20 protein-coding genes are annotated in these 20,068 nt (G+C 62.7%); 9 read left to right on the forward strand and 11 right to left on the reverse strand.

Translation table 11 applies throughout. The features are described from left to right. Positions 1-11 precede the first annotated feature (11 nt). A complete protein-coding gene (locus KUV86_RS03810; RefSeq protein WP_222483638.1) occupies positions 12-1,142 on the reverse strand; it encodes a zinc ABC transporter substrate-binding protein in 1,131 nt (376 codons plus the stop codon). A gap of 329 nt (positions 1,143-1,471) precedes the next feature. On the opposite strand from KUV86_RS03810, the gene KUV86_RS03815 reads away from it, so the two are divergent. Together KUV86_RS03815 and KUV86_RS03820 are read left to right on the forward strand one after the other, a co-directional pair. After that, positions 1,472-2,275, forward strand: coding sequence for a metal ABC transporter ATP-binding protein (locus KUV86_RS03815; protein WP_222483639.1), 804 nt, complete (start codon positions 1,472-1,474; stop codon positions 2,273-2,275). After that, positions 2,275-3,090: a metal ABC transporter permease gene (locus tag KUV86_RS03820; RefSeq protein ID WP_222483640.1), complete on the forward strand. Its 816-nt coding sequence runs from the start codon at positions 2,275-2,277 to the stop codon at positions 3,088-3,090. The genes KUV86_RS03815 and KUV86_RS03820 overlap by 1 nt, the downstream gene beginning before the upstream one ends. 85 nt (positions 3,091-3,175) lie before the next feature. Here the strand turns inward: KUV86_RS03820 and luxS are convergent, their stop codons facing one another. The 9 genes from luxS to KUV86_RS03865 all read right to left on the reverse strand — a co-directional run bounded on the left by luxS (position 3,176) and on the right by KUV86_RS03865 (position 12,305). After that, on the reverse strand, positions 3,176-3,697 hold the full coding sequence (luxS, locus tag KUV86_RS03825; protein WP_222161836.1) for an S-ribosylhomocysteine lyase: 522 nt from the start codon (positions 3,695-3,697) through the stop codon (positions 3,176-3,178). A gap of 66 nt (positions 3,698-3,763) precedes the next feature. Then, complete coding sequence (gene thrS, locus KUV86_RS03830; RefSeq protein ID WP_222483641.1) at positions 3,764-5,776, reverse strand: threonine--tRNA ligase; 2,013 nt, start codon at positions 5,774-5,776, stop codon at positions 3,764-3,766. Between the two features lie 133 nt (positions 5,777-5,909). Beyond that, the gene (gene folE2, locus KUV86_RS03835; RefSeq protein WP_222483643.1) at positions 5,910-6,812 is read right to left on the reverse strand and encodes a GTP cyclohydrolase FolE2; all 903 of its coding nucleotides are present in this window, start codon (positions 6,810-6,812) and stop codon (positions 5,910-5,912) included. 68 nt (positions 6,813-6,880) lie between these two features. Next, positions 6,881-7,960 (reverse strand): CobW family GTP-binding protein, encoded by a 1,080-nt coding sequence (locus KUV86_RS03840; protein WP_222483645.1) that lies wholly within the window; start codon positions 7,958-7,960, stop codon positions 6,881-6,883. Positions 7,961-7,963: 3 nt separating this feature from the next. After that, positions 7,964-9,184: a zinc metallochaperone GTPase ZigA gene (gene zigA, locus KUV86_RS03845; RefSeq protein WP_222483647.1), complete on the reverse strand. Its 1,221-nt coding sequence runs from the start codon at positions 9,182-9,184 to the stop codon at positions 7,964-7,966. Then, entirely contained in the window at positions 9,181-9,609 is a 429-nt protein-coding gene (locus tag KUV86_RS03850; RefSeq protein ID WP_206943045.1) for a TraR/DksA family transcriptional regulator, read from the reverse strand. Before KUV86_RS03850 ends, zigA begins: the two co-directional genes overlap by 4 nt. 356 nt (positions 9,610-9,965) lie before the next feature. Next, positions 9,966-10,349 (reverse strand): hypothetical protein, encoded by a 384-nt coding sequence (locus KUV86_RS03855; protein WP_222483649.1) that lies wholly within the window; start codon positions 10,347-10,349, stop codon positions 9,966-9,968. 102 nt (positions 10,350-10,451) lie between these two features. Then, positions 10,452-11,585, reverse strand: a complete 1,134-nt coding sequence (locus KUV86_RS03860) for a pyridoxamine 5'-phosphate oxidase family protein (protein WP_222483651.1) — start codon at positions 11,583-11,585, stop codon at positions 10,452-10,454. 81 nt (positions 11,586-11,666) lie between these two features. Next, positions 11,667-12,305, reverse strand: coding sequence for a glutathione S-transferase family protein (locus KUV86_RS03865; RefSeq protein ID WP_222237296.1), 639 nt, complete (start codon positions 12,303-12,305; stop codon positions 11,667-11,669). Positions 12,306-12,470: 165 nt separating this feature from the next. Between KUV86_RS03865 and KUV86_RS03870 the strand changes: the two genes are divergently transcribed. The 5 genes from KUV86_RS03870 to KUV86_RS03890 all read left to right on the forward strand — a co-directional run bounded on the left by KUV86_RS03870 (position 12,471) and on the right by KUV86_RS03890 (position 16,862). Beyond that, complete coding sequence (locus KUV86_RS03870) at positions 12,471-13,373, forward strand: LysR family transcriptional regulator (protein ID WP_222483653.1); 903 nt, start codon at positions 12,471-12,473, stop codon at positions 13,371-13,373. Positions 13,374-13,404: 31 nt separating this feature from the next. After that, on the forward strand, positions 13,405-13,593 hold the full coding sequence (locus KUV86_RS03875; RefSeq protein ID WP_222483655.1) for a hypothetical protein: 189 nt from the start codon (positions 13,405-13,407) through the stop codon (positions 13,591-13,593). Positions 13,594-13,793: 200 nt separating this feature from the next. After that, a complete protein-coding gene (locus KUV86_RS03880; protein ID WP_222161844.1) occupies positions 13,794-14,609 on the forward strand; it encodes an alpha/beta fold hydrolase in 816 nt (271 codons plus the stop codon). 26 nt (positions 14,610-14,635) lie between these two features. Next, a complete protein-coding gene (locus tag KUV86_RS03885; RefSeq protein ID WP_206943188.1) occupies positions 14,636-15,541 on the forward strand; it encodes an alpha/beta fold hydrolase in 906 nt (301 codons plus the stop codon). Positions 15,542-15,806: 265 nt separating this feature from the next. Continuing rightward, complete coding sequence (locus KUV86_RS03890) at positions 15,807-16,862, forward strand: patatin-like phospholipase family protein (RefSeq protein ID WP_206943036.1); 1,056 nt, start codon at positions 15,807-15,809, stop codon at positions 16,860-16,862. Positions 16,863-17,069: 207 nt separating this feature from the next. Here KUV86_RS03890 and KUV86_RS03895 read toward each other — a convergent pair whose 3' ends face one another. Beyond that, positions 17,070-17,657 carry a Smr/MutS family protein gene (locus tag KUV86_RS03895; RefSeq protein ID WP_206943035.1) on the reverse strand — a complete coding sequence of 196 codons (588 nt, stop codon included), beginning with the start codon at positions 17,655-17,657 and terminating at the stop codon, positions 17,070-17,072. A gap of 172 nt (positions 17,658-17,829) precedes the next feature. Between KUV86_RS03895 and prmB the strand changes: the two genes are divergently transcribed. Both prmB and aroC read left to right on the forward strand, forming a co-directional pair. Then, positions 17,830-18,819: a 50S ribosomal protein L3 N(5)-glutamine methyltransferase gene (gene prmB / locus KUV86_RS03900; RefSeq protein ID WP_206943034.1), complete on the forward strand. Its 990-nt coding sequence runs from the start codon at positions 17,830-17,832 to the stop codon at positions 18,817-18,819. Positions 18,820-18,859: 40 nt separating this feature from the next. Then, entirely contained in the window at positions 18,860-19,945 is a 1,086-nt protein-coding gene (aroC, locus tag KUV86_RS03905) for a chorismate synthase (protein WP_206943033.1), read from the forward strand. Positions 19,946-20,068 lie beyond the last annotated feature (123 nt).

The raw sequence follows: 20,068 nt of genomic DNA on the forward strand, positions 1-20,068 counted from the left end.
TAGCCCTAGCCCTAGCCCTTGGTGCAGTCGGTCATGCCGTCTGCCAGTCGCTGCAGCAGCTGTGAATAGAGACCGGGGCCCAGGTCCAGGTCGACACCGAGGGGGTCCATCACGATGGAGGTGTTGACCTCTGTTCCCTCGAACACGCTGTCAATCAGGGCAGGGTTGAACTGGGGTTCGCGGAAGACGCATTGGATGTTGTCGTCGCTGACACGGGTCTGGATCTCGCGAATTCGCGCCGGGCTCGGGTCTGATGCATCGCCAAGGGAGATGGCCCCGGAGGCAGGGACAGCGAAGCGGTTCTCGAAGTACTGGTAGGCGTCGTGGAACACGATGAAGCGAACCCCACGTGCGTCATCCAGTTGGTTATCCAGCCGCTGAATCAGCTCGTCCAGGTCAGCCTGGCCGTTCGCTGCGTTCTGGCGATACGTAGCGGCGTGCTCTGGGTCCAGTTCTGCCAGGGTGGTCGCAATCGTATCGAGCCATGCCTTGGCATTGACAGGATCAAGCCAGCCATGGGGGTCCATGCCGTCGTGTGCATGGCCATGTTCGTGATCATGAGCGGTATGCTGGTCGTGATCGTGGTCGGCATGGTCGTGATCGTGATCGGCATGGTCATGATCGGCGTGCTGATCGTGCTCGCCATGGTCGTGATCGTGGTCGGCATGGTCATGATCGCCATGTTCGTGACCATCATGATCGTGATCTTCGTGATCTTCGTGATCTTCGTGATCTTCGTGATCTTCGTGATCTTCGTGATCGCCATGATCATGGGCTTCAAAGGTAGCGCCTTGGCGATATGCCAGTGTCACCGTGCCGGGAGCTTCCATCAGCTCCACTTCGCGAGCGCCATCCGCCAGGGAAGTCCTGGCACGCTCAAGCCACGGCGTCAGGCTGTCACTGACCCAGAACACGGCGTCGGCGCTGGCCAGTGCCTGCGCTTCGGAAGGGCGCATGGAATAGCCGTGGGGCGACGCACCGGGCTGGATGACCAGCTCTGGCGATCCCAACTCTCCCATGACCTGGGCCACCAGCGCATGCACCGGTGGGATATCCACCGCCACGTTGGGCACGTCAGCGACGGCAATGGCCGGTGTCAGCAGCCATGGCAAGCAGAGCGGACGCAGTAGCGGTTTTTTCATCGTGTTCTCCCGGAAGGTATCGACGTGGACAGCTGACGTGGTGACGCCACGCTTGTGGAATAAAACGTTATATTATAACATTCACTGCCTGGTCAATGAGAGCCCCGTAAACCTGAGCCTCGTCAATAGCGCCCGCCCTGGTTCGGGGTCGCGTGCACGGGGTCCGCGACAGCTGATCCCTCTCCCGCGACGGCGCGTCCCTGTCTCGTGACAGCACGTCCGTGCGAGTGGCCAGAAGAGCCGTCATGCCGCGCGCGCCGCGCACGGTGGCTGTGAATATCATGTCTCTGCGCGTGAGCGGCGCAGCAATAGCCAGTTGGAGAGCCTCCATGCCCTTGATGTCCATCGACAATTTGTCTGTCGCCCTAGGGGGCCATAGCGTATTGGAGGGCATCGACCTGAGTGTCGATCGCGGCGAAATCGTGACCCTGGTGGGCCCTAATGGCTCCGGAAAGTCGACTCTGTTGCGCGCCATCATCGGTGCAGTAAGGCCATCGCGGGGGCGTGTGACCCGGGAAGCTGGGCTGGTCATCGGCTATGTACCACAGCGGTTGGCCATCGACCCGACGCTGCCGTTGACCGTGTTTCGCTTTCTTAATCTGCCGCGCTGGCATTCGCGTCAGGCGCTGGCTCAGGCGCTGGTGCAGGCGGGAGTGCCGGAGCTCGGGCAACAGCAGGTCGCGGACCTGTCAGGAGGCCAGTTTCAGCGAATCTTGCTGGCGCGAGCCCTGCTGGAAAAGCCTGACCTGCTGTTGCTTGATGAAGCGACTCGAGGCCTCGACCACCGCGGCACCGCGGACTTTTATCGGCAGATCGCCAAGGTTCGCAGCGAGCTTGGATGTGCGGTAATGATGGTCAGCCATGAACTGCATGTGGTCATGCGGGCGTCGGACAGAGTGGTGTGTCTCAATGGCCACGTGTGCTGCCAGGGCACCCCTGAACGCGTGCTCGCATCACCGGTTTACCGCCAGCTGTTTGGCCCTGACACCAGTGATGCGCTGGCGTTTTATCGGCATTCGCATCCACAGCCGTCGTCTTCCCAGTGCCTGGCCCCAGAGGACGCGGGGGCCGAGGCGCCGCCGACCACTCCAGCGAAGGCGGCAAACGACAGGCTGATGGAGGCGTCTCGCTGATGTTTGACGATTTTCTTGTGCGAGCTGTGTTGGCCGGTCTGGGAGTCGCCCTGGCGGCTGCACCGCTCGGGTGCTTTGTTGTCTGGCGACGGATGGCATATTTCGGCGACGCGACGGCGCATGCTGCGATTCTTGGGGTGGCTTTGTCGTTGCTGCTGTCCACCTCCATGTTGGCGGGCGTACTGGCCGTCTCGCTGCTGATGGCGGTGGTGGTCTCTCAGCTGAGTGGACGGGGCTACGCCATGGACACCCTGCTCGGCGTCATGGCGCATTCGGCGTTGGCCTTTGGACTGGTCGCGGTGTCCTTTGTGTCGGGTGTGCGCATCGACCTGATGGCGTATCTGTTCGGCGATATCCTTGCGGTGGGCAAGAGCGACCTGATGATCATCGCCGCTGGCGCGATTCTGGTGGTTAGCCTGGTGGGATGGCGTTGGTCGGCGCTGTTGACCGCCACGCTGGATGAAGACCTCGCCAGGGCCAGTGGTATCGACCCGCGGCGGGAGCAGCTGGTGCTGACGCTGTCGCTGGCGGTGGTGGTCGCGGTGGCACTGAAGGTGGTGGGAGTGCTGCTGATTGCGGCGCTGCTGATCATTCCGGCTGCGGCCGCGCGCCCGCTGTGTCGTACCCCGGAAGCCATGGCGCTGGTGGCGGCGAGCATTGGCGCCTGTTCGACCACTGGCGGGCTCCAGGCCGCCTATTGGCTGGATACGCCGACAGGGCCCACCATTGTCAGTCTTGCTGCGCTGATATTCGTTGTGACCAGCGTGGTGGGGCGTCTTTGCTATTCCCGGTCTAGGGCCGTGCGTGCCGAGTGACGACGGCTTTCAGACGGCGGCTCTCACACTGCAGCGCACGCTTGGTGGTTGACCAAGCGTGCGTTGCTGCATGTGCGCTGGGTGCTTAAACGTCGTTGCCCAGAGTCTTGAGTTGCTCGGGGCTCAAGGCCAGGTCGTCATTGCGGTTGACGCCGATGCCCTGGTCGATGATGGTGCGCGCGATCTCCTGAGCTTCTTCGAGGGAATGCATCAGGTAGGTGCCGCACTGGTGCTCGTTGAGCTCAGGAATATCTTCCATGCGCTTCACGTTGAGCACGTCGTTCATGGCCGCTTGCCAGGCGTCGGCGACGGCTTGCTCGCTGGGGCTGCCCAGCAGGCTCATGTAGAAACCGGTGCGGCACCCCATCGGCGAAATATCGATGATCTCGACGCTGTCGCCGTTCAGGTGCTGGCGCATGAAGCCGGCAAACAGGTGCTCCAGGGTATGAATGCCCTTTTCCCCCATCATGCTCTCGTTCGGCCGGTTGAAGCGCAGGTCGAACACCGTGATGGTGTCACCCGAAGGCGAGCGCATGGTCTTGGCCACGCGTACTGCCGGGGCATTCATGATGGTGTGGTCAACGGTAAAGCTGTCGAGAAGTGGCATGTTGGCTCCTGCAGATATAACGCAAGGGCACGACGTCGCGCGTCGCGCCCATTGCAAGCATGATGCTCAGGCCTCCTGGGGGAGCGTGGCGCAAGCCAGGCGCTCGAGGCGCAGTGCCTGTTCGCGGCGCTGAGCGTTGTGGTCGGGAGCCTGACATTGTTCTTCGAGCAGGGCAATGGCTTCTTGCACTGGCATGCTGCCAAGGTCGCTGCCGTCGCGCAGGCGCACCGTGACCTTGCCCTCGGCGGCTTCGCGATTGCCGACAATCAGCAGGTACGGGATCCGGCTCAAGGTCTGCTCCCGGATCTTGTAGCCGATCTTCTCGTTGCGCACGTCGGCATTCGCCCGTATCCCTGCTCCCTCCAAGGCATCTGCCAGCAGCTCAGCGTAGTCCCGCTGGGCCTCGGTAATCGACATGACCACGGCCTGCTGGGGCATCAGCCAGGCGGGAAGCTTGCCCGCGTGATGTTCGATCAGGATGCCGATGAAGCGCTCGAGCGAGCCAAACAGGGCTCGATGGAGCATGACGGGCCGCTGTCGTTGGCCCTGCTCATCCACGTAGTCGATGCCAAATCGCTCGGGCAGGTTCATGTCGACCTGCAGGGTTCCGCACTGCCAGTCGCGGCCGATGGCATCGCGCAGCACGAACTCCAGCTTGGGTCCGTAGAAGGCTCCTTCGCCCGGGTTGAGAGTGTAGTCCAGCGCCATGGCGTCGAGAGCTGTCGTCAATGCTTGTTCAAGGCGATCCCAGACAGCATCGCTGCCCATGCGGTTGTCGGGGCGGGTCGACAGCTTGATGTGGACGTCATCGAAGCCGAACTCCCGATAGATATCCAGCACCAGCGCGACCACCTGCTGACACTCCTCGTTCATCTGTTCCGGCGTGCAGTAAATGTGGGCGTCGTCCTGGGTGAAGTGGCGCACCCGCAGCAGGCCATGCAAGGCACCGGATGGCTCGTACCGGTGTACCTTGCCGAATTCACCCATGCGAATGGGCAGGTCACGGTAGCTCTTCAGTCCGTGGCGATAGAGCAGCACGCTGCCGGGGCAGTTCATCGGCTTCAGCGCAAGATCCCGTCCGTCCTCGGTCTGGGTGGTGAACATGTGGTCCTGATAGTTCTGCCAGTGCCCGGAGGTTTCCCACAGACTGCGGTCCATCATGTCGGGTGTGTTGACCTCGACATAGCCGCTACTGGCCTGGCGGCGACGCATGTAGGCGATCAACGTCTGCAGCACCTGCCATCCGCCTGGGTGCCAGAACACCGCACCGGGCGCTTCTTCCTGGAAGTGGAAAAGCCCGAGCTGGCGTCCCAGGCGCCGATGATCACGACGCTCGGCTTCCTCAAGACGCTGGACATAGGCCTTGAGTGCCTTGCGGTCCGCCCAGGCGGTGCCGTAAATCCGCTGTAGTTGGGCGTTGCGAGCGTCACCGCGCCAGTAGGCACCCGACAGCTTGGTCAGCGCGAAGTGCTTGAGAAACCGGGTATTGGGAACATGGGGGCCACGGCACATGTCCACGTATTCCTGGTGGAAGTAGAGGCCCAGGGTGGCTTCCTGCGGCATCTCCTCGATCAGGTGAAGCTTGTAGCTTTCGCCGCGCTCGCGAAAGATCTCTATGGCCTGGTCGCGGGGCAGGCGGCGCTTGATGACGTCGTAGTTCTGCGCGATCAGTGACGTCATGCGTTCAGCGATGGCTTGCAGGTCATCAGGGGTGAAGGGCCGTTCGTGGGCGATGTCATAGTAGAAGCCGTCTTCGATGACTGGCCCGATCACCATCTGGGCGTCTGGGTAGAGCTGCTTGACCGCGTGCCCCAGCAGGTGCGCGCAGGAGTGGCGCAGGATATCGAGCCCTTCGGGATCGCTGGGGGTGATCACCTGGACCCGGGCATCCCGGTCGATGGGGTCGCAGGCATCCACTAGCACGTCGTTGACGCGCCCGGCCAGGGTTTGCCGAGCAAGCCCCGGACCGATAGCGGCGGCGATATCTGCGACGGTGGTAGGCGAAGGCAGTGTGAGCTCGCGCTCATCCGGCAGTGTGATGGTGACGTGCGGGGCGGCCGCGGGGGCGCTGTCATTCATGTCGGTTCTCACGATGAAACGTCGTGGCGGTAGAGAAGCCCGGGTTCAGATCGCGCCAGCGCGGTGACCCAGGAGGAGGCTGAGAAGGCATGAGGGCGGCCTGTGGGTGGCATAGGACTGGCCCCAGAGGACATCACGCTTGCTCTCGCCAATTCCACTGGCTACGAGCCACGGCGTCATGGGCATGCAGGCTTTCTGCGTGCACCACCTTCAGATAAAAACCGTCGATACCGGGCTGGTCCCGCAGGACCTGGTGCACGCGACGAGCGGCATCCTCGCAGAACATCAGGTTCTGTCCGTTAGCGAGGGCAAAGGCCTGCTCGTCAACCCGTTTGACGGCGGTCTGCAGGGCAGTGCCGAGGGTCTTTTCCACCCGATCGACGATGGTCTCCAGCGGCAGTTCCGCAAGCTCTGTCGACAGGCGCAGCGACAGGTGCGCCTGACTGCGCTGGCTATGGGGGGTGGCCAGGATGCCTTGCTCACTGCCGAGCCAGGCGTGTACCGCCTCTCGGGTGACGGGGGTATCGGTGAAGTCTTCATCGAACGCCTGCTGAATCAACTGGCGTGCCAGCGCCGCCGAGCAGGGGCAGGTCGATGAATAGCCGATGCTGACGTCGAGCACGGCGCTGACCTGGTCACTGGCGCTACGTCGCATGCGCAGTGCGAAGGGATAGGTCTTCCACCCTGACAGCGGGCTGATCAAGGCGGGGCGTCGCAGCAAGGCCTCGCCCTCCAGGTCCAGATAGGCCTGCTGCGAGAGCTGCTGGTGGCTGTCCAGAAAGTTGTTGAGGACGTCGTTGACGCGGGGCAACGTCAGCGGCACGTCCTCAAGCTCAGCCAGTGCCAGGTACAGGCGTGACATGTGGATGCCGCGAACCGCGGGATCATCAAGGCTGACACCGGCCGATGCGCGGCCCGCAATGGTCTTGCCGGCGACCTGCAGTGGCAGGGCGATGCCCTCCATGCCGACCCAGTCCAGGGGAACTGAGTGAGTTGCAGGGGCGGCGGCGATATCTTCCAGAGGGTGCGATGTCATAGAAAACTCAATGTGTGACTAGGTGGCGTGGGCCATGGCCTCGTGCATCTGCGGGTGGTGCAGCTGGGCTAGCTATCGAAGTAGGTGAACAGCTGCGTCACCGTATCGGCGGCCACACCACTGGTGATGAATACAAAGCGAGACACGCCGTCCGGACAGGCGTCTGGCGGCAACGGGACGGGAGGGTGAAAGATATGCTGGACGCCATGCAGCGCCAGCGGCTGGTCTCGGTTGGCCACGTTAACGATGGCCTTGATCCGCAGCATTCTGTCGCCCAGCAGGCTCAGCAGAAGGTCCAGCCAGTCCTCCAGCACTTCGGCTGCAATCGGCGTCTCGACAGTGAAGCAGAACGAGCGAATCTGCTCGCCGTGGCGGCTTACGGGAGCGTCGTTGGAGACGCTGAGCATGGGCGTCGGCGCGGCGCTGGCGCCAGTCCCGACAGAGACGCTGGAGAACGAGCTGACCTGTAGATAGGCGCCGGCCCCGAGCCAGCCCTGAGCCTGCGGCGCATCCTTGGCCGACGCTGGCAGACGCCGGGCGGTGAGGCGTGCAGCATCGATTTCGCCATTAAGGACCTCGATCTGCTCGGCGGCAGGGTTGATCTCGGCCAGCTGCCTCGATAGATCGTTCAGGCGTGTCCCACCCACCAGATCGGTCTTGGTCAGCAGCAGGCAGTCAGCGACCGCAGCCTGGCGCTGTGACTCGCCATGGGCATGAAGGGTAGAGAGACCATTGGCTGCATCGACCAGGCAAACAACGCCGTCCAGACGGAAGCGCTGGGCCAGCCAGTGATCGGTCATCAAGGTCTGGAGAATCGGCGCAGGATCGGCAAGCCCGGTAGTCTCGATGATCATTCGGGACACCGGGCGCGCCTCGCGTTGGTTCAGCTGCTCCACGGCTTGCTGCACGCTGCGACTGAGGTCGCCGCGAATCGTGCAGCACAGACAGCCACTGCTCATTTCGACGACGGTGTGCTCATCGCCCTCTGCCACCAGCCGGTGATCCAGGCCGATGTCACCGAACTCGTTGATCACCACCAGCGCATCGCTCATGGCCGGCTGGCGCACCAGATGATTGAGCAGTGTCGTCTTGCCGCTGCCAAGAAAGCCGGTCAGCACGGTCACCGGGATAGGTTCGGCATTCTGCATGGTTTACTTCCAGGCGGGGAAGGGGTCGGGCAGCGTTGCCCAGGCGTCCTTGCCCTCCAGCAGCAATGACTCGCTGATCAGGCAGTCATCCAGCGCTTGGCGGATACGCGCTTCGTCGAGGTTCTGGCCGATGAAGACCAGCTCCTGTCGCATGTCGCCGAAGGGCTCTTCCCAGCGTTCCATGATGGAGGCGCGATAGTCGGGGTCTTCGGGCCAGTTGATTTCAGGGATCGCCTTCCAGAACATGCCGGCAAAGCCGTAGTGGGCGATACCCCCAGCCTGGCTCCACTGGCCGGCAAAGGTCGGCCGCGTGGCCAGCCAGAAGAACCCCTTGGAGCGCAATAGCTTGCCGCCAAACCAGTTGCTGTGCAGCAGCTCGAAGAAGCGCTGTGGATGGAAAGGACGTCGTGCGTGGTAGGCAAAGCTGGAGATGCCGTATTCCTCGGTCTCTGGCACGTGCTCGCCGCGCAGTTCCTTGAGCCATCCCGGCGCTTGCTGGGCCCGCTCGAAGCTGAAGCGCCCGGTATCCAGCACCTTGTCCAGGGATACCTTGCCATGGGCGATGGGCAGCAATTCGGCCTCGGGGTTGAGGGCGCGCAGCACGCTCGTCAGCTCTTCAAGTTCGGTCTGGCTAAGAAGGTCAGTCTTGCTGATCAGCAGCACATCGCAGAATTCGATCTGGTCGACCAGCAGGTCGGCCACATTGCGCTCGTCGTCTTCTCCCAGGCTCTCCCCGGCCTCTGCCAGGGACTGGGCCTCGCGATACTGGCTGAGGAAGTTGGCGCCATCGACCACGGTCACCAGAGTATCCAGGCGCGCGACGTCGGACAGGCTACGACCTTGCTCGTCGGAGAAGGTGAACGTTTCGGCGACGGGAAGTGGTTCGGAAATGCCGGTGGACTCGATCACCAGCGTGTCGAAGCGCCCTTCCTCGGCCAGTCGTCGTACTTCGATCAGCAGATCCTCGCGCAGCGTGCAGCAGATGCAGCCGTTGCTCATCTCGACCAGCTGTTCTTCGGCCCGGTTGAGAGTGACCTCGCCTGCCTGGTCTGGTGCACCCCTGACCAGGGCCGCGTCGATATTGACCTCACTCATGTCATTGACGATGACCGCCACTCGGCGACCTTCGCGATTGGCCAGGATATGGTTGAGCAGGGTGGTCTTGCCGGCGCCGAGAAAGCCGGACAGAACGGTCACCGGAAGGGGGGCGGCTGAGGGGGTCATGCGCTTTCTCCTCGCATCTTGCGATAGTGGTGTTCCCGTTGCTCCTGGCGTTCCTTGGCCTCAAGGGTCAGCTTGGCGGTAGGGCGCAGCAGCAGCCTGGGGATGCCGATGGGTTCGCCGGTTTCGATGCAGTAGCCGTAGTCTCCGGCATCGATCCGACGAATGGCTGAGTCGATATTGGCGATCAGGCGGGTTTCGCGATCGGCCTGACGCAGCTGCAGCCTCAGCTCCTCTTCAAAGGCGGCCTGGTCAAGTTCGTCGCTATCCCGCTCGTGGGACGCCATATTGGTCCGTATTTCCCTCAGGTGGGCCTCGATCTGGGCCCTCTCCGACAGCAGCCGCTGGCGGAAAAATGCGAGCTGCTCTTCATTCATGTAGTCGTCGTCCGACATGGCCAGAAGACGGGTCTCTTCAGGAGACGACATCGCGGTGTTCTCCAGCGATAGGGGTGAATCACGGTGTGTTGGCAGCACGCGTTGGCTTGGCTTGCGTCGTGATCACTGGCTGATCATCTGTACCGACCGCCAGGCGTTGACGCCACGGTGTGGATTCGAGCTACCACAGCTCGTCGCGCCCAAGTCGTGGGTGCAAAGTTATAACATAACAAAAAGAGGTTGCGAAGCAGGGCCGAGACGGTCGAAGTACATATGAGGGGCAAAGACGGATAGCGCGATGCTTAGTGTGGTGTTTAGCGCGAGATGGAGGAGAGGGGGAGGCGAGAGGGGGGCGATAGGGAGGCGATAGGGAGGCGCCCCCCCGCTACACCAGGCACCCTGAGAGGTTAAAAGGACTCGCTATGGAGGCGAGCGGCGGGGACGCCGTAGCTGATGAGATCATCGGTCAAGTTCGCTACGAAAGCAGAGGGGCCGCACACAAGATAGTGTGTTTCGGGATGACCAGCGGTCTCGAGCACGGCAGTGGCGCTGAGGCGTCCAGCAACGTGGAAGTCATGTCCGAGGCGATCTTCCGGGGCCGGCTGGCTGTAGAAGATGCGCTGGTGTAAGTGGGCATGACGAGCCACCAGTTCGTTGACTTCCTGGCGCAGGGGATGTTGATCGCCTCGGCGAGCTCCGTGAAGGTACCAGGCGGGGCGTCCTTGTCTGGCCGCCGCGTGAAGCATGGCGACCATAGGGGTGAGACCAATACCCGCACTGATCAATGCCACCGGTGTCTCTTTGTCAGGCAACACGAAGTCGCCGGTGGGCCTGCCTGCTTTGATGATTGCTCCTTCGCCAAGGACGTCGTGCAGGTAGCGTGATACCAGGCCTTAGGCCTCGCGCTTGATACTGAGACGGTAGTGTTGGCTATCGGCAGGATCACCTGACAGCGAGTAGCTACGCGAGGTGGTGCCAAGCTGTCCTGGAATTTGCATGTCCACGTTAAGGTGCTGGCCTGCGGTGGCCGGTACTAGGGGATGTTGGTCGACAGGTGCGAGGTAGAAGGAGGTGACGTCCTTGCTCTCGCGTACCTTGCGCTTGATCGTGAGGTCTCGTGTGTGTTGAAGATCTCGCTGCCAGCGAAGTGACAGCACATGGCGGCGTTCCAGTATGCGTTCGATAGTGACGTGTATAAATCGCCTGGCTTGTGGGTCGGAGGACGCCCCCGGGCTCCAGTTGATTCGTGCGGTGCCACTGATGTGCAGCAGGCTGCCTTGGTTGAAGTCCACGAAGACAAGACCCACCCGTGGATCCTTGAGCAGATTGCCGATGGTGTTGAAGAAGTTGTTACCCGCATAGTCCGGGATGACCAGCTCTTGCTCGCTCTCCACCTTGACGAAGCCCGGCGCGCCCCCGCGATGAGAAGCGTCGAAGCCGTTGTGACGTGCTTCGGAGTGATCGTGATGGCCAGACCCCATAAACATCGTGTCGGCGCGTTCAATCCAGTGAATGTGGTCGCGTGTCAGCTGGCTGAAGCGCTTGAGCGTGCCAGGCGCGTTGGCTTGGGTACGCGATAGTGTGCGCTGTTGAATGTACTGGGGGCAGTTGCCAAAGGACTGCTGAACGTCGATGACGTAGCCATCGGAGGACCGTGAAATTCGCCCGTTGAAGCGATTCCTGCGTCGGCTGGCGAGATCGATGCCCAGCACTCCCACATCACCGCCTGAGAATAAGCGCTCGGCTAGCGGATCACTCGGCTCTGGCTCGGTACGGAGGCTCAGCTGATAGGGCGTGGGAGAGTGCAGAAATCCGTCGGCCCCCTCCAGCACAGTGACCCAGGTACGACCGTTCAGGTCGCTACCTGCCATGACCAGAAAGGGCAGAGCAGTGTGGAAATCTCGATGCTGGTCGGGCAGAAAGTCTCGAATAAAACCGCCTGCCCAACTGGCAACGTCGCCGACACCCGCACGATGCTGGGCCTCGCGTTCGCCCTGATGAAAGGGAGTGGTGGGCACTTGCGTCATGGATATCCTCGCAGGATCTTGGAGGGGAACTGATTGATGGAACTGTATTTTGGGTCGTCGATGAGCTCTGAAATATGACGGTTAGGCCGGGCGCGGCTCTGGCGCCACCACCGGTGACGATGCCATGGCCACGAAGCCAGGCAGTGCGCGCACGCGCTGCAGCCACGTATGCACGCTCGGATAAGGCCTTAAGTCGACGCCGCCTTCTGGGGCATGGGCGATATAGCTGAAGAGCGCTACGTCTGCGAGCGTCGGTCGCCCAGTGGCGAGCCATGCTCGAGTGGATAGGTGAGTGTCCAGGATACCTAGCAGGTCGTGAGCCTTTTCTACTGCTGCCGAGTGATCCAGCGGGACATCGAACACCTTGACGAGGCGAGCGGCGCAGGGGCCTGCAAACAGGTTGTCGGCAGCAATGGTCAGCCAACGCTGCACTTCGGCCGCGTCCTTGGGTGAGGCGGGAAGCCAGTCGCTGTCCGCTGCATAGTTCTTGACCAGATAAACGAGAATGGCGTTGCTGTCCGAGAGTGTATAGCCGTTGTCGTCGATGGCCGGGACGAGACCGAAGGGGCTGATCGCCAGGAATTCGGGTGCTTTGTGCGCGCGATTGGCCATATCAAGATCGACTGTCCGATAGGGCAACCCGAGCAAAGAGAGCATTAGCTCTACCCGGTGGCAGTGACCAGACTTTGGCGTGCGGTATAGGGTGATGGGGTGCGACATGATGGGTGCCTGCTGTGGAAGTGTGAGCTTAAGCCTCGGTAATGACGAGCATTGGACGGCCACTGTGGCGGGCCTCACTGCTTGATGAGCTTATCTCTCTCCGTTTTATGAATTAATATGGCAAAAAAGAAAGGCACTATTTTATGAAATGGAGGTAATCGGCGAATGGATCGGCTGCAAAGCCTAAAGGTCTTCATTGCGGTGGCAGAAGCCGAGAGCTTCGCGGAAGCCGCTCGCCGACTTGGCATGAGTGCGCCCTCGGTGACGCGAGGGGTGAATGCCCTTGAGGCTCGTCTAGGTACGCGGTTACTGATCCGCACCACCCGTCGAGTGCGATTGACAGAAGTAGGTCGCGCCTATCTGGAGGATGCCCGTCACGTGCTGGCGCAGCTGCAGGCCGCTGACGATGCTGCTTCCGGCGCGGCCATTCGTCCGCTCGGCGAGTTGCGACTCACCTGTCCCAATGAGTTCGGCCGGCGATATATGACGCCCATGCTGGTGGACTTTCTCGACGCCTATCCGGATGTGTCAGTGGATGTCGTGATGCTCGACCGAGTGGTCAACATGGTGGAAGAGGGCTTTGATGTGGCACTACGTATCGGTCCTCTTCCGTCATCAGAACTGGTCGCAGTCAGGGTGGGGGACGTGCGACGAGTGATCTGTGCAGCACCTGATTATCTAGAGCGCTGGGGCGAGCCTCAAAAGCCTCAAGAGCTAAAGGATCATCGCATTGCCGCGGTCTCTGCCTTGAGTCCAATCGTCGAATGGCGCTTTGGACGTGACGAAAAGGACACCGTGAGGATAAGTCCTCGGCTACGTCTGAGTAGCGTGGCTGCGGGGATCGAGGCAGCGTGTCACGGCTGGGGGCTGACGCGTGTGCTGTCGTATCAGATCGCGGATGAGCTGGCCTCGGGCCGTCTGCGCGTGGTGCTGCAGGATCACGAGCCCGCTCCTTGGCCGATTCATCTGGTGCATGTCGAGGGCCGGCGTGCGCCAGCGAAGGTGCGTAGCTTCGTGGATTTTGCCCGCGATCGCCTGCGTGCTCGTTTGGCAGACATGCTGGAGTGAGCGGGGCCGCAGCCGCCCTGCGGATAGTCTGATGATTGCAGCCCATTGCAATGAGACTGGCATGCGGGCTTCTGGTGTCGTCACCGATGAGTTACCGGGCCAACCAAAGCCCAATGATCACTGCGATGGCGACGGTGAGGAAGAAAATGCGGTTGCGCTGACGCGTATCACGACGGGGCTTGGAGGACACGTGAAATACCTGGCTGATGAAAGCGAATGACGAGGCGTCAGAAGCGCCGGTGGTTGCCATGAGACCGGTGCAAAGAGGACGAGACTCCACGGTGGCGACCGAAGGCCTACGTCCCACTGCCGGCAAGCCACTTGAGCACGGCGCTGACTCGCCATAGGGTAAACTCGTTAGCCTGCTGACGCTACCGGCGGCCGGATTGCCGCTGCCCCTATGATGATGAGCGAAGGACAATGACCGAGTCACACCGCCCGACCTTGCTGTTTGCCCACGCCAACGGGTTTCCCGGGGGCAGCTATCGCAGTCTGTTGGCTCCACTGAAGGAGCGTTTTGACATCCAGCCACTGGACCGGCTGGGGCATCATCCTGACTTTCCTGTCGGTCACAACTGGCTGGCCTTGCGCGACGAATATCTGGACAGTACGCGTGATCTGCCGGGCCCCTTTATCGGCGTGGGACATTCCATGGGCGGCGTCATCACCGCCATGGCAGCGCGCCAGGCTCCTGAGCGGTTCCAGGCAGTGGTGATGCTCGACCCGCCGCTGATGCTGGGGTTGGACGCAATGGCCATGCGCCTCAGCAAATGGCTGGGCATGGTGGATCGGGTGACCCCGGCGGGCAAGAGCAAAGGGCGGCGCGCGCGCTGGGAAAGCCGCGATGCCATGCGTGCCCAACTGCGGCGCAAGGGGCTGTTTCGGGCCTTTACGCCGGAAGCCCTGGACGACTATATCGAGGCAGGCACGACGGTATTGGAAGACGGTAGTGCCGTACTGAGCTATGACCCGGATATCGAGGTCGAGATATTTCGTCACCTTCCTCACCACCTGGATCGTCTGCCCCGCGAGGTGTCGGTGCCTATCGGAGTGTTGGCGGGAGCGTCGTCGGATCTGCTGACGCCGTCGCGCTGCAGGCGGCTTAGTCGCCGCGGTATCGTGCTGGAGACGGTGCCGGGGACGCATATGTTCCCCATGGAGCAGCCGGATGCGACGCGAGAGGCCTTGCTGTCCATGATCGATCGCCTGCTGGCACCAGAGGGGGCGCGTAAATGACCCGGATTCCGACGACGGCAACCGCCATGACCTCGACAGGCGCTGCTCTGGGTTTGGCTGAAGGGCGCCTGGCTGAAGGGCGTTTGGCTGCGCTGGTCTGGGGGGAAGAGGGGGCGCCCACCTGGCTGGCGCTGCACGGGTGGCTCGACAACGCGGCCAGCTTCAGTCGTCTCGCGCCGCTGCTGGCACGTCGCCTTGGCATACGCATCGTGGCCATCGATATGGCGGGCCACGGGTTGTCACGGCCACTGGCCGGGAGTCTCGATTACGCCATCTGGGACTACTGCCATGACCTGCTGGACGCCATGGACGATCTGGGGCTGGAGCGCGCACCGCTGCTGGCGCATTCGCTGGGGGCAGGGGTCGCCTGTCTGCTGGCCGCTGCGTTGCCCGAGCGGGTCGAACGCCTGGTATTGATCGACGGCCTGGGAGCTCTCACGACCGCACCGCAAGAGACCGCCCAGCAACTCGGACGGTCGCTCAAGGCGCACCGTCGCCGGCGGTCCCGCTCCCCCCGCTATGCGGATCTCGACAGCGCGGTGGAGGCACGTGTCGTCGGTGGTGCGACGCCCGTGGATGCCGAGACGGTTCGTGACATTGTGGCGCGCAATCTGGCACCAGCGGACGATGGGCAGCTGCAGCTGCGCACTGATCCACGCTTGCTGCGACCCTCTCCCGTCAGGCTGACCGACGAGCAGGTCGCCCACCTGCTTGAGGCTATTGCCTGCGAGGTACTGCTGATCGAGGGACGCGACGGTATCCTCGGCGACAGCCCCCGCGGCATTGCGGCGCGGGCACGGGTTCGCCAGCTGACACGGCACGTGCTTGAGGGCGGGCATCATCTGCATGCTTCGCCCAGCCATGTGCAGGCGGTGGCAGACACCATCGTCAGTGCCTTAGGCGACCCCGGGGGTCCCGCCGCTTCATCCTAGCTGGCCCGGCAAGCTCCGGCATGGGCATGGCGTGGGGCGTCAGCCGCTCGTACCAGATGCCGGCCTCGAAGCGGCTGCGCCGTGATCAGCGGTGTAAGTGTTTCCACGCAGGGGTGGACTAATCTGATAGACAGGTTCGAGGCAGCCGTATTCGCCAGAGCCTGTCAGATCATCGTGCGTCGGCAGGACGGTCATTGCCCAGCCCTCGACCTTGCCGTGGACTCGGGGACGACCCGCCGACATCAAGCGGCAGGAGGGCCACGCCATGACGACCTATCGCCACGACTGTCCGCCGGGCTTGCCCGGCAAGCGCATCGCTCTGACCCTGGGCAGCGGCGGAGCCAGAGGCTACGCCCACATCGGTGTTCTGCAGGAGCTGGCCGCGCGCGAGTACGAGATCGTCGCTATCTCGGGGTGTTCCATGGGCGCTCTGGTCGGGGGGATCTTTGCCGCGGGCAAGCTGGAGGACTATCGGCAGTGGGTGGAGGAGCTGGGCTCGTTCGGGGTGCTGCGACTGCTCGACATGTCTTTCACTTCCATGGGCGCCATGCAGGGCAAGAAGGTCATGAGCAAGATCGAGTCCTTCATCGGTGATGTGGCCATTGAAGATCTGCCGATACCGTTCACTGCGGTGGCCACCGACCTGGTGCGCCAGCGCGAGGTATGGTTTCAGCGCGGTTCGTTGCTGAAGGCTATCCGCGCCTCCATTGCCATCCCGGGGGTGTTTACCCCGGTGGAGGACGGGCCACGCCTGCTGGTGGATGGCGGCCTGCTGAATCCCTTGCCGATCATTTCCAATGTCTCGGTACACGCGGACCTGGTAATGGCCGTCAACGTCACGGCCAACAGTCCGCAGCTGGTCACCCTGGAAGAACTGTTGCCGACCCATTGTCCCAGCTGTGACGAGTCACGTGCTGGGTCGGCGTCCCCTGCGTCTTCCCCCTCGAAGGACGAACGACGCAAGGGGGATCGAAGACACGAGGCGAAAGGGACGCCGCTGGTACGTCGGCTGCTGGACAGCGCCAATACCGAGGCCGAGGCGGATCGCGCCGAGCGGGGCACGGCGGCGCTGGGTCCCAAGGACTGGGGACGCCTGGCCACCATCCTCACCTCATTCGATATCACCCAGGCGGCCCTGGCGCGCTACAAGGAAGCGGGATACCCGCCCGATATTCTGGTGGAGGTGCCCAAGACGGTGTGTGGGTCGTTTGAGTTCCACCGGGCCAGAGACCTGATTCGGCTGGGACGTCACCTGACCTGCCAGGCGCTGGATCGTATCGAGACCTGTGGCCTGGTGGAGCATGCCGAGGTGCGTCGCTAAGCGCATCACTGGCGATTACGTGGCGGCGGATCGCCAGCGCAGGCAGTGATGCGGTGTGCCCCAAGGAAGCGCCGCAGAAATGTAGCGAGCGATGGCAGGTCGGCTACTGCCGGAACGGAAAGTCCGGAGTTTACGAGCGGTTAAATGAGGATCTTGAGTAACGCCAGCCGTCGAGATGTCGAGCGCAGCAATTTATGCGGCGTTTTCCTACGGGGTGTGGCCACGTCTGCGCAGGAGCACGTACACCGCGCCGGTGCCGCCCTCGGCATCGGTGGCGGAGCAGAACGCCAGCACGCTTGGCCACTCCCTGAGCCAGGCATTGACGTGGCTCTTGATCACCGGGTAATCCGCGGTGGCGCCCCAGGCCTTGCCATGGACGACAATCACGCAGCGATGGCCGCTGGCGACGGAATCGCGCAGAAAGCTCTCAAGTTCAGCCCGGGCTTCTTCCAGGCTGTAGCCGTGCAGGTCGAGCCCACCCTCCCACTGGATCAATCCGCGCTTCAGCTGGCTGCGCGTCCGGTAGGGCAGGTCAGGCAATGCGAAATCGAGATACTCGGAAGGACGTACCGGCTCTACCCGACCGTCGGAGGTGCGCCCCGTCGCCACGTCATCCCCGGCACTGACCGCGGCCGCGCGTCTCGCGGCGGCGGCCTGGTCCCGCTGTGGATGCGATGTGGTGCGCGGCTTGCCGGTATCAGCGCGATTGTGCCGGATGCGACGGACTCCCGCCTGTTCCAGGGCCTGGCGAAACGCGTTGATGTCGTCGTCGGGCGGTGGCTGGCGGTGGCTCATCGGGGCCTCAAGTGCGTGAATGGGGCGGTCAGTATACCGCGCTCGTCGTGGCAGTGAACCGCTGGCGCGGATACAATGCCGGACAGTCCATTTCGCTACGCCGATTGCCTGTTGCAGCGCGTGCTGCAAGGCCGGATAGCCCCATCGCGAACCCGCTCGACAGGATTCCCCCTTGGCTGATTCTTCTTCTGCCCCCTCATCCACGCGCCTTCCTGCCCAAGGGCGCGACGCTTCCTCCACGCTGGTGCTCGCCGACGGCGAACTTGCCGATGGTCTGATCACCCTGCGCGACTGCCTGCGCTGGGCCACCAGTGAGTTTCATCTGGCCGGATTGACCTACAGCCACGGCACCGATAGCGCCTGGGATGAGGCGGTAGCGCTGGTGCTGGGCGCGCTGCATCTACCCTGGGACGTTGATCCCAGCGTGCAGGAGGCCCGCTTGCTGCCGATGGAGCGTGAGCGCATCGTGGCATTGGTCCGCGCGCGTATTACCGATCGCCGGCCGCTGCCCTATCTGCTCGGCGAGGCATTTTTCGCCGGGCTGACCTTTGCCGTGGATGAACGCGTGCTGATTCCGCGCTCGCCCATCGCTGAACTGATCGAGAGCGGCTACCAGGCGTGGTTCCCGGAAGAGCCGCCGCGACGCATTCTGGACCTGTGTACCGGCTCTGGCTGCATCGGTATCGCCAGTGCCGAATATCTGCCCACTGCAGAGGTCGATCTGTCGGATATCAGCCAGGATGCCTTGGCCGTGGCGCGGGCGAACATCAATCGCCATGATGTAGGGCGTCGGGTGCGCGCGGTGCAAAGCGATGTCTTCGATGGCCTGGAGGGGCAGCGCTACGACCTGATCGTATCGAATCCGCCCTATGTGGATCTGCGGGACCTGACCACCATGCCTGAAGAGTTTCGCCATGAACCCGCGCTGGCACTGGGTGCCGGCAGCGACGGCCTGGATATCGTCCGGCGCATCCTGCGCGAGGCGAGAGCACACCTGACGGACCAGGGCGTGCTGATTGTCGAGGTGGGCAATTCTGACCATCACCTTGAAGCGGCCTTCCCCGAGGTGCCGTTCCTGTGGCTCGACTTCGAGCGCGGCGGTCAGGGCGTGTTTGCCTTGACCGCCGATGAACTCGACGCCCATGCGGCGTCCTTTGCCTGAGTTCGCCTAACACTTTCGCGATACACACAGAGGAGCGCCCATGTCCGGCAATACCTTCGGCAAACTGTTTACCGTCACCACCTTCGGCGAGAGCCACGGGATCGCGCTGGGCGCCATCGTCGATGGTTGTCCTCCTGGCATCGAGCTGAGTGAAGCCGACCTGCAGGCGGACCTCGACCGCCGGCGTCCCGGCACGTCCCGTCATACCACCCAGCGGCGCGAGCCGGACCAGGTCAAGATCCTGTCCGGCGTGTTCGAGGGCAAGACCACCGGCACATCGATCGGTCTGTTGATCGAGAATACCGATCAGCGCTCGAAGGACTACTCCAAGATCAAGGACCAGTTCCGGCCCGCCCACGCGGACTACACCTATCACCACAAGTACGGCGTGCGCGACTATCGCGGTGGCGGTCGCTCCAGCGCCCGCGAGACCGCGATGCGCGTCGCTGCTGGCGCGATTGCCAAGAAGTACCTGGCCAGTCAGGGCATTGTGGTGAGGGGCTACATGAGTCAGCTGGGTGAGCTGGCCATCGAATTTCGCGACTGGGCCTCGGTAAACGATAATCCGTTCTTCTGCCCTGACCCAGAGCGCGTGCCGGAGCTCGAGGCCTACATGGACCAGCTGCGTCGTGATCAGGACTCGGTCGGTGCCAAGATCACCGTGACCGCGGAAGGCCTGCCGCCTGGCTTGGGCGAGCCGGTGTTCGACCGTCTCGATGCTGACCTGGCCCACGGCTTGATGAGCATCAATGCGGTGAAGGGCGTAGAAATCGGTGATGGCTTTGCCAGCGTGTCACAGCGTGGCAGTGAGCATCGCGACGAGATGACTCCCGAAGGCTTCCTGTCCAATCATGCGGGCGGTGTGCTGGGGGGGATTTCCAGTGGTCAGACCTTGATCGCTCATCTCGCGCTCAAGCCGACCTCGAGCATCACCATTCCAGGACGCTCCATCGATGTGGACGGCAATCCGGTAGAGGTAGTGACCAAGGGCCGTCATGACCCCTGCGTCGGCATTCGTGCGACGCCGATTGCCGAAGCGATGATGGCGTTGACGCTGGTGGACCACCTGTTGCGCCATCGCGCACAGAATAGCGAGGTTTCCGTCAGCACCCCACGGTTACGCTGAATCGCGGAGCGTGACAGGACTGCTACACTCAAGATGGCGTGAAAGGAAGATGACGAAGCAAGGCATCTTTTGCTTATTGCGTCTTGTGCTTGCTGCGCAGGGTGGCGCTGGTCAGGACAGTCG

It is taken from the genome of Halomonas sp. DP8Y7-3 (genome assembly GCF_019801675.1).
In the GTDB taxonomy this organism is placed as follows: Bacteria; Pseudomonadota; Gammaproteobacteria; order Pseudomonadales; family Halomonadaceae; genus Halomonas; species Halomonas litopenaei_A.